Source organism: Methylobacterium sp. AC832 (assembly GCF_979256025.1).
On the sequence record NZ_CEEDMV010000008.1, the window covers coordinates 46,128 to 60,331 of the forward strand.

General features: G+C 69.2%; 12 protein-coding genes. 5 read left to right on the forward strand and 7 right to left on the reverse strand.

The annotated features are described in order from the left end of the window. The first annotated feature begins 12 nt into the window (after positions 1–12). From AC0IXR_RS21230 to AC0IXR_RS21245, 4 genes are all read left to right on the forward strand, one after another. Positions 13–729, forward strand: a complete 717-nt coding sequence (locus AC0IXR_RS21230; RefSeq protein ID WP_471762057.1) for a uroporphyrinogen-III synthase — start codon at positions 13–15, stop codon at positions 727–729. Positions 730–865: 136 nt separating this feature from the next. Continuing rightward, a complete protein-coding gene (locus tag AC0IXR_RS21235) occupies positions 866–3,148 on the forward strand; it encodes a COG4223 family protein (RefSeq protein WP_471762059.1) in 2,283 nt (760 codons plus the stop codon). Positions 3,149–3,277: 129 nt separating this feature from the next. Further along, positions 3,278–4,858, forward strand: a complete 1,581-nt coding sequence (locus tag AC0IXR_RS21240; protein WP_471762061.1) for a heme biosynthesis HemY N-terminal domain-containing protein — start codon at positions 3,278–3,280, stop codon at positions 4,856–4,858. A 107-nt stretch (positions 4,859–4,965) separates the two neighbouring features. Beyond that, the gene (locus AC0IXR_RS21245) at positions 4,966–6,093 is read left to right on the forward strand and encodes a DUF2336 domain-containing protein (RefSeq protein WP_056426060.1); all 1,128 of its coding nucleotides are present in this window, start codon (positions 4,966–4,968) and stop codon (positions 6,091–6,093) included. A 24-nt stretch (positions 6,094–6,117) separates the two neighbouring features. Here AC0IXR_RS21245 and AC0IXR_RS21250 read toward each other — a convergent pair whose 3' ends face one another. The 6 genes from AC0IXR_RS21250 to AC0IXR_RS21275 all read right to left on the reverse strand — a co-directional run bounded on the left by AC0IXR_RS21250 (position 6,118) and on the right by AC0IXR_RS21275 (position 11,289). Then, positions 6,118–6,459 (reverse strand): DUF1491 family protein, encoded by a 342-nt coding sequence (locus tag AC0IXR_RS21250; protein WP_207411698.1) that lies wholly within the window; start codon positions 6,457–6,459, stop codon positions 6,118–6,120. Positions 6,460–6,706: 247 nt separating this feature from the next. Next, positions 6,707–7,144 carry a hypothetical protein gene (locus tag AC0IXR_RS21255; RefSeq protein ID WP_471762150.1) on the reverse strand — a complete coding sequence of 146 codons (438 nt, stop codon included), beginning with the start codon at positions 7,142–7,144 and terminating at the stop codon, positions 6,707–6,709. 13 nt (positions 7,145–7,157) lie between these two features. Continuing rightward, entirely contained in the window at positions 7,158–7,538 is a 381-nt protein-coding gene (locus AC0IXR_RS21260) for a glycosyl hydrolase (RefSeq protein WP_471762062.1), read from the reverse strand. 71 nt (positions 7,539–7,609) lie between these two features. Beyond that, entirely contained in the window at positions 7,610–8,071 is a 462-nt protein-coding gene (locus tag AC0IXR_RS21265) for a hypothetical protein (RefSeq protein ID WP_056426073.1), read from the reverse strand. Positions 8,072–8,472: 401 nt separating this feature from the next. Beyond that, the gene (locus AC0IXR_RS21270) at positions 8,473–9,216 is read right to left on the reverse strand and encodes a peptidoglycan-binding domain-containing protein (RefSeq protein WP_471762064.1); all 744 of its coding nucleotides are present in this window, start codon (positions 9,214–9,216) and stop codon (positions 8,473–8,475) included. Between the two features lie 159 nt (positions 9,217–9,375). Further along, positions 9,376–11,289: a sensor histidine kinase gene (locus AC0IXR_RS21275; RefSeq protein WP_471762065.1), complete on the reverse strand. Its 1,914-nt coding sequence runs from the start codon at positions 11,287–11,289 to the stop codon at positions 9,376–9,378. 372 nt (positions 11,290–11,661) lie between these two features. On the opposite strand from AC0IXR_RS21275, the gene AC0IXR_RS21280 reads away from it, so the two are divergent. Beyond that, the gene (locus AC0IXR_RS21280) at positions 11,662–11,943 is read left to right on the forward strand and encodes a hypothetical protein (RefSeq protein ID WP_056426078.1); all 282 of its coding nucleotides are present in this window, start codon (positions 11,662–11,664) and stop codon (positions 11,941–11,943) included. Positions 11,944–11,983: 40 nt separating this feature from the next. On the opposite strand, the gene glgX is transcribed toward AC0IXR_RS21280, so the two are convergent. Further along, the gene (gene glgX, locus AC0IXR_RS21285) at positions 11,984–14,083 is read right to left on the reverse strand and encodes a glycogen debranching protein GlgX (protein WP_471762067.1); all 2,100 of its coding nucleotides are present in this window, start codon (positions 14,081–14,083) and stop codon (positions 11,984–11,986) included. Positions 14,084–14,204: the final 121 nt, after the last annotated feature.

Below are 14,204 nucleotides of genomic sequence, written 5' to 3' on the forward strand. Positions count from 1 at the left end.
GAATCCGACGCCATGGTGGCGACACGAATCTGGATCGCGCGGCCCGAGCCGGGCGCCACGCGCACGGCCGAGCGACTCTCCGCCCTGGGCTTCGAGCCCCTGGTGGCGCCGGTCCTCGTGGTGGCGGCGACGGATGCTCCCCTGCCGGAAGGCCCCTTCGACGGTCTCGTCGTCACCAGCGCGAACGCGCTTCGGCAAGCCTCGCGATGGCACCCGCTTCATAGCGTCCCCGTCTTCGCGGTGGGTGCACGCACGGCGGCGCTGGCACGGGAATGCGGGTTTACATCGGTGAAGACGGCCGCCGGCAACGCCGCCGATCTCGTCGGCCTCGTGGAGCGGGAAGTCTCGCCGGGAGCATCCCTGCTGCATGTGGCGGGGGAGGACCGCAAGGCGGAACCGGAGGCATCCCTGACACGAGCCGGCTTCCGGCTGACGAGCCACATTGCCTATGGCGCACGAGCCGTGCCGTCGCTGCCCGCATTGGTGGCGTCGGCGCTCGCGCCCCCGTCCACGCTGACAGGCGTGTTGCACTACTCACGAAGAAGCGCCGCGACGGCTTGCGAACTCGCCATCAAGGCGGGATATGGCGGAGCTTTCGCGGCGCTCAGGCATTACTGCTTGTCGGCGGACGTGGCGGCTCCCCTGGCTCGCGCTGGGATCGCTCCCCATTTCGTTGCCGGACAGGCCAATGAGGATTCACTTCTCGCGGGCCTGACATCAGGATTCTGACAAGCGGTCTCGCCGAGGCGGCGGCCTCGGTGCTAGGACGAATGACAAGCTGTGACCGCAGGGCGGCAAACGGAGCGCGGAACGCGCCAGGTTGCGGAATGCGGCAGACGAAAGTCGGGAAGGGAGCAAGAAGCCCGTGAATCCACCCAACAGCGACGGAAAAGGTCCGGGAACGCCCACCGGGGCGAACGGCCCCAAACCCGAGACCGGCAAGCCCGAAACCGGCAAGCCTGAGACGGGAAAGCCTGAAATGGGCAAGCCCGGCACGCCGATTCCCGGCTCCACGAGTGCTGCCTCCACGAATCCTGCCGCCGCTAAGCCGGGCTCCACGAATCCTGGCTCTTCGAATCCCGGCTCCGCAAGTTCAGGCGAAGCAAAGCCGATCGTGCCGCCCGTAGGATCACCGTCCCAGCCGGCCAAGGCCGAGACGCCTGTCGCCGGCACGACACCGGTATCGACGGTCGCCAAACCTTCTGACGGCAAGCCGGCCGACGTGAAGCCGGCTGACCAGAAGCCCGATGCCGCGAAGGCGGGCACGTCTCCGTCCAGCCCCGTGAAAGCGGATGCGCCGAAGGTGGAGCCGGTCAAATCCGAGCCGCCGAAATCTGCCGCATCGAGTTTCGACGCCGGCAAGGCCGGTGGCCCCAAGCCCGATCTGTCCAAGCCCGATCCCGCGAAGTCGGAGCCCGTGAAACCCGCCGGTTCCGGCCCCATCGGCGCAGGTCCGGCGGCGAGCGGTGCGTCATCGATGCGTAACGATGCGCCGAAGACCGGGGCGGCCACCAGCGGCCCGCAATCCACGCCGCAGAAGGCAGAGATCACCGACGGGCCGATCATCGACCTGAAGGCGAAGCGGATTTCCGATTCCCCCGAGGCCACCAAGACCGGTCCTGCTTCGAGCGCGACCAAACCCTCCGGCTCCACCACCTTCACGGGCAGCCCGGACAAGCCGTCCGCGCCCTCCGACACGAAGAGCGCCGGTTCGACGACGCCCAAGATCGGTCCGGCCGTAACCGCGCCCGAACCCAAGCGCGGCGGCGCGGGCTTCGGCTCGGTCGCCACGGCCGGGCTCCTCGGTGGTGTCATCGGTGCCGGCCTGCTTTTCGCCGTGGAGCGCTCCGGTGCCCTGGGCGTCGCGGAGGACGGTCGCATCGCCGCCCTCGACCAGAAGATCGCCGCGCTTGCGCCGAAGGAGTCCCTCGCCGCCCTCGACAAGCGCATCGGCGCCAACGAGGCCGGCCTGAAGCCGCTGCAAGAGTCCATCCGCTCGGCCGATGCCACCGCCAAGGAGGCGTTGCAGAAGGCGGGATCCGTGTCCGCGGTACCGACCACGGTGCCGACCGGTGACGGATCCGCGCCAGCCGCGACCCTGCCGCCGGATCTCATGGCCCGGCTCGATGGGCTCGACCAGCGCGTGGCGGCTCTACAGGAAGAGCCGGGACGCGACCAATCCGGCAATGCCGGTCTCACCGCCATCACCCCCCAGACGCTGACCGGTCTAGAGGACAGGCTGAAGGCCGTCGAGGGCAAGGTCGACACCGCCGCCAAGCCCGCCGCCAACGACGGCCTTGCGAGCCAGGTCACCGCCCTGAAGGGTGAACTCGAGACGCGCACCAAGGCAAATGCCGAAGCCGGGGAAGCGCTGAACCAGAAGCTCGCGAGCCTGCAGCAAACCCTTGAGAGCCGCGTCAAGGCCGCGACGGAAGCGGTCCAGACCGCAACGCAGGCCAGCCAGCAGGCGGTCGACGCCAACAAGGCCCAGGCGGCCGAAGCGGCCAAGGGCGTGGAGCGGCTCATCCAGGCCCAATCCGAGAAGATCGCCGGCCTCGATCAGGCCCTGGCCAGCCGCGCGGAGGCCTCCACCGTCCAGGCCGCCATGCGGGTCGTCGCGGCGGACCGCATCGTCGGCGCGCTGAACACCGGCTCGCCCTATGCCGATGCACTGGCGGCCCTGCGCAGCTCCGAACCCGGCGATCCGGCACGGCTCAGCGCTGTCGCGGCCTTCGCCGACAAGGGCGCTCCGACGGCCGCGTCTCTCGCCGCCGAGTTCCGTCCCATCGCCGAGCGGATCGCCGCGAACCGCAAGGCGGCCCAGGCGAAATCGGTGGCCGAGACAGGCGACATCAAGCAGCGCCTGATGAGCATGGCCGAATCCATCGTCCAGGTCCGCAAGGTCGACGCGCCGGCAAAGCCCGGCGAAACCGTCACCGAGGATGCCGTACCGAAGGTGCAGGATGCCCTGGATCGCGGTGCCATCGCCGAGGCGGCCAAGGCCTTTGCCGGCCTGCCCGAGGATGTGCGCGGGCAGTTCGGCGAGTTCGGCACCAAGCTCGCCTCGCGGGCCGCGGCGGGTGACGCCGCGCGGATGCTGCTGGCGGACGCGTTCAAGGCCTTGCCGTCGACCGGTACCGCCCGGTGAGGTCCCTCCGTCCGCGCGGATCGCCGGGCGGCGTCGTCTCGATCATTGTGTGCGGGCGCAGCTTGCCCGCCTTTCCCGATACTCGCGTCCCCTCCCCGGCCGACGCCACCTTCCGGAGTTCGTGATCCCATGTGGCGCGCCCTCGCCTTTCTAGCCCTCCTCGCCATTGCCGCCTTCGGGGCGACATGGATCGCCGACCGGCCCGGCACGGTCACCATCGTGTGGAACGGGTACGAGGTCGCCACGAGCCTCGCCATCGCCCTGATCGGGGTGCTCATCGCCGCCATCGTCATTGGGTTCATCTGGGCTGTGGTGAGGGGAATCATCACGCTTCCCGAGGCCCTGGTCCGTGGCTCCAAGGAGCGTCGGCGGGCCAAGGGCTTCTCCGCCCTCTCGCGGGGCATGGTCGCGGTCGGCTCGGGCGATCCCCTGGCGGCGCGTCGCCATGCCAGCGACGCCGAGCGTCTGCTTGGTGCCGAGCCGCTGGCGCTCCTCCTGAAGGCGCAGGCCGCGCAGATCTCCGGTGACCGCGAGGCGGCGGAACACGCGTTCCAGCGCATGGTCAACGATCCCGAGACGCGGGTGCTCGGCCTGCGCGGGCTGTTCGTGGAAGCCCGCCGCCGCGAGGACGACGTGGCCGCCCGTGCCTATGCGTCCGAGGCCGCACGGCTCGCGCCGAGTGTCACCTGGGCCAACGAGGCCGTGCTGGAGGCGCAATGCGCCGATGGCGATTGGAGCGGCGCCGTCGAGACGGTGGAGCGCCGTGCCTCCCTCGGCCTCATCGAGAAGGGGCTCGCTCGTCGCCAGCGCGCGGTCCTTCTCACCGCCGCCGCACAGACCCGCGAGGCCGGCGAGCCCGAAGCGGCGACGCAGCGCGCTCTCGATGCGGTCAAGCTCGCGCCCGACCTCGTCCCGGCCGCCTGCATCGCCGGACGCCTGCTCGCGCGGCGCGGCGACCTGAGGAAAGCGGCCAAGATCGTCGAGGCGGCCTGGCGCGCCAATCCCCACCCGGACCTCGCCAAGGTCTATCTCGGCCTGCGCGTGGGCGATTCCGTGCGCGACCGGCTCGCCCGGGCTGAAACCCTCGCCAAGATTTCCACCTGGCACCCCGAAGCCCGCCTCGCCATGGCGCAGGCCGCCTTGGAGGCGCAGGAATTCGGCAAGGCCCGCGAAGCGCTGGCGCCCCTTCTCGCCGACCGTCCGACCGTCCGCACCTGCCTCGCCATGGCGAAGATCGAAGAGGCCGAGCACGGTGCGGGAACAGGCCGGGCACGCGAATGGCTGGCCAAGGCCGCCCACGCCCCGCGCGACCCGATGTGGATCGCGGACGGGATCGCCTCGGAGCGCTGGGCACCGGTCTCGCCGGTCACCGGCCATCTCGACGCCTTCGTCTGGAAGGCGCCGACCGAGTTGCTCGAGGGGCCGTCCAGCGACGATGTCACCGGCGACCTCGTCGACAAGGACGATCGCAGCCAAGCGGCCCTCGCGCCCGCCCTGCAGGGCAACGAGATGCCGGCGCCCGTGACTGCACCCGTCGCGGCACCCGCGAAACCCGCCGAACCCCAGCCGGTGAACGGCGCCGCGATGGTGTCGAAACCCTCCGCGCCGGCCACGGGTCCGATGGCGCCTGGCGCCGTGACACCGGTGGTGTTCCCCGCGCCGAAGGGTTCCGATTCCACGTCTGAGAACAAGGCGCGTCTGGTCGGCTGATCCCGCAATGGGGCAAGAAGGGCGGCGCGGCGGCGTCGCCCTTTAAAGGTCGGTTCACGCAAGCTCGCTAAAGCTGTGTCCAGCGAGTTCTGCGTAAACGAAGTGCCATGTCCCCATCTCTCGACGATGCGCCGGACTTCTCCGGCCTGATCGAACTGTCGCGTCTCGGTGACCTCGATCTGAAACCTGTCATCCTCCGGGTGCAGACCGATCTCTTCCTCACCGCGACCGCGCGGGACAGGAAGACGGTGGAGGCCTTCGAATCCCTGGCCGGCGGCCTGATCCCGACCGTCGACGACGAGACGGCCGAGATCGTGGCGCGCAAGCTGGCGCCCTTCCCCGCGACCCCGCAATCGGTCCTCGCCGCACTCGCCGCACGCGGCGGCGAGATCAGGGATCTGGTGATCGCGCAGGCGCCGGACCTGTCGGCACTCGTGATCGAGGCCGCACTGGCGGACGGGTCGGACATCGCCGTCGCCATCGCCCGACGGGCCGATCTGAGCCGCAGCCTCATCGACGAGATGGCCTCCCGCGACGTCGCGGCCATCGATCTCGCGCTTGCCGAGAACTGGCAGCTCAGCCTTCAGGGCACCACCGTCGCGCTCCTGGTCGGTCGCGCTCGTACCAGGCCGGACCTGGCCCAGGCGCTGCTCGCCCGTCCCGACCTCGCTCCGGGCGATCTCGGACCACTGTTTCTGTACTCCGACGAGGAACTCCGCGAGGCGATCGGCCGGGCGGTGGGCTCGCGCGCCGCACTTCGGCCAGCGCCTCCCCTGCCGCGCGAAGCCGGAGCCATCCTTACCGGTTTCTCCGGGCGCAAGGATGTGGCCGGCTTCGTCGGCGCACTGTCGGACATGCTCGGGCTGCAGCGCAATTTCCTCGCCGGAACACCCGACCCGAGCCGCCGCTACGACCTCCTGACCCTGGCGCTTCGCGCGGTCGGGCTGCACGAGGAAGAGGCGGTGTATGTCTTCCTCACCCTCAACGAGACCGTGGCCCGCTCCGTGGACCGGGTCTACGATCTGGTGAAGCTGTTCCGCACCATCCCGCGCGGTGCGGCCCGAGACCTTCTCTGTGCGGTTCTCGACATGCCGCTGGCCGAGCGGCTCAACGGCGGCTCCGCCCACCAGCCCTACGCGGCCCCCGACGCGGTGCGTCCCCGCATGCCCGCCACCGAGCGCGCCCCGCTACGCCCGGCCCTTCCCGGCAGGGTGCGGCAGTCCGGAACGGCCTGACGGTCCGCCGGAGCCCGCGTCGTTCTATTCGGCGAGATCGAGATGGTGGCGGCCTGCGCGGTCGTCGATCTCGATGATCCAGAGATCGTCGTCGAAACGCAATTCCTTGCCGATGCGGAGTTCGACATCGGGCGGCGCGGCTTCGCTCATCAGCCGGACGAAGCTGCGGTCCGCCCCGTCCCCGGTATCGACGAGGGATTGCGGGGCCGGACCATAAAGGTCGGCCCGGCCATCCAGACGGTCGACCTTCACGAAGATGGCTCCCGCCTCGGGCGCACCGCGCCGGCGCTGCACCGCGTCGATCCCCTCGACGGCAAGACGGCGGAGATGGGCCGAGACCCAGAAATCGGAGCGCAGGCGAGGCATGGCCCGCCTATAGCACCGATGGATTGGCGCAAGCATCGGACTCCGGGGACCAAGGCCCGGATTGGATCCGGCGCTCGATGGCGATCGCCCGTCTCGGGTCTATAAATAGACCGGTGCCGGGTTGATCGACGAGGCTCCTGCGCCCGAATCAGACACAAACGGGACCACCTTTGCGAGGGGCGGTCCCGTTGGGTTTCCAGAGAAGCGTCCAGCCTGAGCACGCCAGGATCGGGGCTGCCCGGAAAACCTACTGGGCGACGGTCGAACCGGTCGTGGTGGTCGATTTCACCGGCTTCGAACCCGGCTCGTGCGACATCGTCTTGGTGCGGGATTCGACGCTCTCGCCATCGCGGACCTTGGCCTTGGTCTGCGACTTCGAGAAGGTGCCGCCGTCATGGGACATCGCCTTCGCCTGTCCGTTCAGGCCACCGTTACCGGTCTCGTTCACGTGCGAGCGATCCTTGGTCTTGCCGCCGGCGGCGCTGCCACCGGTCGCGAGCGAGGAGCCCGTCGCGCCGTCCGAGCCCGTCGAGGTGCCGCCCGTCCCGACCGTCGAGGCGGACGTGCCGCCGGCGGCGGCGGAACCGGCGCTGCCGCCCGTCGCGCTGCCGCGAGTCTGGGCATCGGCGATGGCGGGCGCGAGGAGGAGCCCGAGGGCCGCGAGCGCGGGAAGAACCTTCGTCATCGTCATGTCAGCCTCACCTTCTGTCCTTGGGAACGGTGACCACGCAGTCGCCGTCTCCGGTGGTGGTCATCGTGGTGCCGTTGCCGGAGCTCGAACTCGAGGCCGAGCTGCTCGTCGTGCCATCGGCGGATCGGGTGGTGACGGACGGGCCCCCGGTGGAGGAACTCTTCACGCCGTCCGGACCGGCCGTGACCGAACTCGACACCGCTCCGGTGTTCTTCGCCGCATCGGACGAGACGATTTTACAGGGTTTTCCGTTCGGCCCGGTGGTGACCGTCGTGCCGCCCGAGACGCCGTTCGGTCCCGCGGTGACGGTGCTGGTCTGGGCATGGCTCGCGGCGACCCCGGCGATGGCGAGGGCGCCGCCGAGAAGCGGCAGGATCATACGCGCCATGGTGCAACTTTCCTCGGAAGCGGGATGGGCGCGGCTCCGGGGAACCGCGCCCGAGGGGTCAGACCTGCGGCTCAGCGCTTGTTATGGCCGGGCGCGTTCTCGGAATTGCCGGGACCGCTCTTGTCGTGGCCAGCAGCGCTGCCGGACTTGCCGGCGCCGCCGGACGTTCCGGCGGACGAGCCACCGGTGCCGACCGTCGAGCCGCTGGTGCCCTTGCCGGCCGACGAACCGCCGGTACCGACCGTCGAGCCCGAGCCGCTACCCGTGCCGGCGGACGAACCACCCGTGCCGACGGTCGAGGAGCTGTTGCCGCCACCGGCCGACGAACCGCCCGTGCCCAGCGTCGAGGACGTGCCCGAGCCGCTTCCGGAGCCAGCCGACGAACCACCCGTACCGACCGTCGAAGAACTGGTGCCACCGCCCGCGGAAGAGCCGCCGGTTCCGACGGTGGACGACGACTGCGCGACCGCCAAGGCAGCGCCACCAAGGACGAACGTGGTCGTGAGGGCGACGATGCGAATCTGCTTCAACATAAGGTTGCTCCAGTTGTTGTAGTCTTTACGGAGCAATAAACGGAGACCTGCCAAATACCGTTCCAACAAAATGCAGCTTACTTGAGCAAAGCGCCTATCTGAACGGCAGATTAACGCGCCGTTCTATTTATCCCGAGCGTGGCCGACCGTTCAGGGACTTGCCCTGCTCGAGAAAGGACTGGTTGGCCGGAACTGCCAAACGGTGTTCGGCCAGAATCTCCGCCATTCCTGAACCGTCAGGGGAGAGGCGCGAGCGGGCAGGAACGACGATTGCCGTTTGACCGTTCCACGCCGACATCGCGGGGGCTGCGCGCGTTCACGCGCCGTCGACACCGAAAGCGGCTTTGCCGCTCTCAGTCCCTCACACACCGAGGTCTGAGGCAGAACGCCGGATCCGACCCTTATCCCTTGGTCGAGCCGGCACGGGAGGCGAGTTCGCGCAAGGTGCGGCCGGCGGCGACGCCCTTGACCGGGAGCTTGCGGTCACGCTCGAATTTCTCGATGGCCGCCCGTGTGCCGGGGCCGAGGACGCCATCGGCGGCGAGCGGTCCGTAACCGAGTTTCACCAGGGCACGCTGTGCCTGCGCCACGGCCTGATCGGGTTTCGGCGTCACCGACGCCGTGGTTTCCCCGGCCTTGATGATGTCGGCGATGACATCGCGCTTGGTCGACGCCGCCGCCGGAGCGGGCTTGGGCGCGGGTTTGGCCGCCTCGATGGCCGGCGCGGCTTTCGGCTCGGGAGCGGTCTCGGGCTTCGGCACCTCGATCTTGCGCGGCGCGGCTTCCGCCAGTTTCGCCGGCTCGGCTGTCTGGCCGGATACCGGCTTGGCGGCGGTGGTGGTGCCGGCACCCTTGCCGAGGGTGGGGAAGAGCGGCGCGGGGTGGCGGCCACCCTGGTAGCCGAGCGCATTCAGGGCGACGGCCGCCACCGCACCGATGGCAACGACCGAGCCGAGCACCTCTCCCGGCCGGCGCAGGCACAACCGCCCGAACCCGCCGACGGCTTGCACGACGTTCCGGAACCAGCCGGAGGCGGGCCGCCGGGCGGGACCGGAGGCGGGTTTGCGGCGGGGCGCGGAGGTCTGCGCCGTCCTGGTCGGCACGACGATCTCGCGCTGGTCACGCTTCGGCAGCGGTTCGCGCATGGTCTATCCCCTCGAACGCAGACGACGGCCCGACAGATCGAGCCGGGAACGGAAAACCGGCCCCGGCGAAACGCCGTGCCGGTACGGAATGCGCGCCTCGTCCGGGGCATCGAAGCCGGGACGAGGCGAGCGTGGGGCCTTGGAGGTCGCGGAGATTTCTCATCCCGCGCGCTGCATCGGGATGTAGCGTTCGCTCACCGCCTCGGGTGCGGGGTCGAACAGCCCCATCGGTCGGCGCACCGGCACCACCGTCCCGTCGAGGCTCGGCAACGGCGTCGAACGGCGGATACCGGTGCGGATCGGGGCCGGCGGTGCGGTGCTGGACCCGCGCCGGCAATCGAGGGGAAGCGTCACGGTCACGCTGGTGCCCTGGCGTTCGGCGCTCTCGATGGAGATGCTGCCGCCATGGAGGCCGACGAGGCCCTGCACCACCGAAAGACCGAGGCCGGTTCCCTCATGCGTCCGGTCGTAGCCGCTGCCCGCCTGGAAGAACGGCGCGCCGATACGCGGCAGGTCGTCCGCGCCGATCCCGATCCCGGTATCGGCCACCACGATGTCGAGATGCGCCGCGCTGCGCCGGACGGAGACATCGATCCGCCCGCCGGGCGCGGTGAACTTCACCGCGTTGGAGAGGAGGTTGATGAGCACCTGACGGCAGGCGCGGGGGTCCGCCATGATGTCGATCCCCAACCCGTCGGTGCCGCGCACCAGGGTGATCCCGCCCTGGTCGGCCCTCAGCTGCATCAGGTCGCAGCAGGTCCGCACGAGCGCGCCGACATTCACCACCTCGGGAACGTAATCGAAATTGCCGCTCTGGATGCGCGACATGTCGAGGAGCGCGTTCACGACATCGAGGAGATGGCGACCGGAACTGCCGATGATCTCGGCATATTCGCGGCTGCGCTCGGGCCCGAGCGTCATGGAGCTTTGCCCGGCGAGGACTTCCGAGAAGCCGATGATGGCGTTGAGGGGCGTGCGCAATTCGTGGCTGACGGTGGCGAGGAACCGGCTCTTGAGGTCGTCGGCGCGTTCGGCCTCGGCGCGGGCGCGCTCCAACTCTTCGGCATGGCGACGGTGCTCGGTGACGTCGCGGGTCACGGAAACCACACTCGATCCCTCGATCCCCGACAGGGTGCCGACGATGCAATGGGCCCGCATTTCGGCGAAGATCACCCGCGGCTCGCCTTCGGCGCGCTGGGCGGCCGCGTCGAGATGCAGCCGGAACTGGACGGTGGCGGGCTTGCCGCTGGCGGCCACGTCGCTGATCGTCTGCAGCAGGGCCGGACGGTCTCCCACATGGACGCGGTCGAGCAGGCCGTGTCCGCGCAGGCGCCCCGGTTCGATTCCGACGAAACGTGTCGAGGAGGCGCTCGCATCGATGACGCGGCCATTCCGGTCATGCCAGGTCACGAGGTCGTCGATGGCCGAGAGCAGCATGCGGTCGCGCAATTCGTTGTCGCGCATGCGGGCCAGCCAGCGATCCTCGTGGCGCAGATGCTCAAGCGCCTGGGCGGCCACGTGACCGATGGCGGTGATGGCGAAGACCGGCATCGCCAGGGAGCGGGACAGGTCGAGGAGGGGCAGCGATATGCTGCCCGGCGGCAGGAAGGCGACGACCAGGGCGCCGATCATCGCGATGAAGGCGGCGGCCAGCGTCGCGCGGCGCGAGCCGGACACGACGGCTTCCAACGGGATCGCTACCAGCCAGATCGCGGCGGCGGAATTCACCCCGCCCGACATCTGAGCGAGGCAGACCACGAGGCCGGTGAGACCCGCCGACGAGATCGCATGGGCGACCCAGAGTATCCCGGTCCGCGACAGGAACACGGCGGCGAAGATCGGCAGGATCAGGCTGGCGATGGCCAGCACTTCGAGACCGCTGGGGACGCCCCGCCAGAGCAGATAAGGCGGGAGGCAGGCCATCATCACGATCCCGGTCGCGAGCCGCGACACCAGGAACCGCTCGTGCCGGAACCGCACGGCATCGTCGTCGATCACCGACTCATGCACGAGTCCGGCGAGCCGGAGATCGATCAGGGAAGCCAGGCCGCTGTAGATACGCAATACGCACACGCACAGCGCGAAGTGCCAAACAGGCCGCTTCGTCGCCCCTTGCTCGACTTTGACTCGGGTTCGACTTGAACTCGACTGATGCCAAACCTCGCAGACCCGACTTAAGCGAGTGTTGCGCAGACCCCTCCGATTGTTCGCGGATGCTTTCCGGTCCGTAACCAAGCCTATTCGGCGGAAGGTCCCTTTCGGGGCACATCGCCCGCTATCCACAGGGCCGGGCACCACATGCCGGTTCGCTGGAGGGTGGTGGCAAAGCCATGTTCACCATGGTTCTGGAATTCAGGGCGCCTGTGATGGGGGCTTTACGTTCTGCGCGGAGGCTCGGTCGCACGGGCCCGCTCACGGCCGACACCGAACCAGTCCGGGAAGCCCATGTCGTTCCTCATCCGCGTCTGCCTCGCCATCGGCGCCCTCTCCTACCTCGCCGCCCACCGCGACGATCCCGACCTCGCCGCGCGCATTGCGGCGCCGTCGCTGGAGAAATCCGTCTCCGTCGCCTGGGGAGCGTTGCCGGCCGATACGCGTGAGAAGGCCCTGAGCCAAGCCACCGACGGCTTGGTCCGGCAGGTGGCGGGATCTCTCGCAGGCTCGTCGCGCGACACCCTGGCCGAGACGGATCGCCGTCCGGCCTGGCGCGGCGTCGACGACCGCTGAACAGGACGGGAGCGGCCGGACCGGACCGCCTCCCTTTCCCTCAGATCTCGTAGGACGCGGCCTGTCTTCCGCGCAGGACGTAGAGCGAACGGGGATCGAGGCGCAGGCGCGCATTGGGGGGAAACAAGGCCTGGCCGGCCGGGACCGCGCCCGTCGGCCGGGTCGTGTCGAACACGACCATCCACGGCCCGCCGATCACCGGGGCCAGGGTGAAATCGATCGCGTCCTCGGCAGCGTTGATGAGGATCAGCAGGCGGTCCGCGCTCGGTAGATCGTTGCCGATCTGCATGCCGAAGGCCTGCCGGTGTCCGTCGGCCCAGGCCTCGTCGTCCATCTCGGCACCGCAGGGCGAGAGCCAGTGAACGTCGCGGAGAGGTCCTTCCCCGATCACGGCACCGGTCAGGAAGGTCAGGCGGCGCAGGGCCGGTTGCTCGCGGCGCAAGGCCGTGAGGTTGGCGACGAAGGCCGTGAGACCGGGATCCGGATCGTTCTCCCAATCGACCCAGTTGATCGCGTTGTCCTGGGCATAGGCGTTGTTGTTGCCGTTTTGGCTCCGCGAGCGCTCGTCCCCTGCCAGAAGCATCGGGACGCCCTGGGCCAGAAAGGTCGTCGCGAGCAGGTTGCGCTTCTGCCGCGCGCGCAGGCTCAGGATCGCAGGATCGTCGGTGGGACCCTCGACGCCGTAATTGCGCGAGAGGTTGTGGCCGTGGCCGTCGCGATTGTCCTCGCCGTTGGCGTGGTTGTGCTTTTCCTCAAAGGCGACGACGTCGGCCAGGGTGTAGCCGTCATGGCTCGCCACGTAGTTGATGCTGGCGAGAGGCGAACGGCCGGAGCCGGAGAAGATCTCCCGCGAGCCGGACAGGGCCTGCGTGAGCTTCGGCAGGATGCCGTGGTCTCCGCGCCAGAAGGCGCGGACACCGTCGCGGAACTGATCGTTCCACTCGGCCCAGCCGCGCGGATAGGCGCCGAGCTGGTAGCCGCCCATGCCGATATCCCACGGCTCCGCGATCATCTTCGCCCGCGACAGGATCGGATCCTGCGCGATGGCCTGGAAGAACGCCGCCCTTGGGGTGAAATCGTGCGGCGTGCGTCCGAGGCTGGTGGCGAGATCGAAGCGGAACCCCGCCACACCATAGGCGGTCACCCAGTGCCGCAGGGAGTCGAGGACGAGCTGCATCACCCGCGGGTGGTCGAGGTCGAGGGTGTTGCCGCAACCGGTGCAGTCGATCTCCTGCCGACGGTTCTCCGGATTGAGCTTGTAATAGCTGGCATTGTCGATGCCCCGGAACGACAGGGTCGGCCCGGTATGATCGGCCTCGCAGGTATGGTTGTAGACGACGTCGAGGATGACCTCGATCCCGGCGGCGGCGAGTTCGCGGATCGCCGCCTTGAGACCGCCGGCCCCGGCCGCCCCGAGATAGCGCGGCTCCGGCGCGAAATAGCCGAGCGGCGAGTAGCCCCAGAAATTCACCAGCCCCTTCTCCACCAGGAACCGGTCGTCGGCGAAGGCCTGAATCGGGAGAAGCTCGATCGCCGTCACACCCAGCTTCAGCAGGTGCTCGATGATCGCCGGATGGGCCAGGGCGGCGTAGGTACCGCGCTCCGCCTCGGGAATCGCCGGGTGAAGCTGCGTCAGCGCCTTCACATGGGCTTCGTAGATCACGGTCTGCCCGAGGGGACGACGGATCGGCGTGATCGCGAGTTCGGTCAGGTCGGGGGCCGTCACCACGCCGCGCGGCATGAGGGCCGCGCTGTCGCGCCGGTCGATCTGGTCCTCGCGCTGGAGGCCGCGACGGTGCCCGTAGAGGGAATCGTGCCAACGGATCCGGCCATGGATCTCGCGCGCATAGGGGTCGAGAACGAGCTTCGCCGGATTGAAACGATGACCGTTGGCCGGGTCCCAGGGGCCGTGCACCCGGTAGCCGTAGAGCTGGCCCGGAAACACGCCGCGCAGATAGCCGTGCCAGACGTCGTCCGTGCGGCAGGGGAGCGGGATGACGCGATGTTCGTGGCGTTCGCCCGGCTCGAACAGGCACAGGTCCACACCGGTGGCGTTCTCGGAAAACAGCGCGAAATTGACACCGCGACCATCGAAATGCGCCCCGAGAGGTCCGGGTACGCCTTCGTCGATGCCGATCATGGAGGCCTTTCGCAGGTACAGAGGCCCAACGAATGCGGGCCGGTCGTCGGCGCGGGTCACGCAAGAACGGTACCCCGGAGCCCTGTCCAGCAACCGGCCTGATTGGCCGGTACCGCTCGCC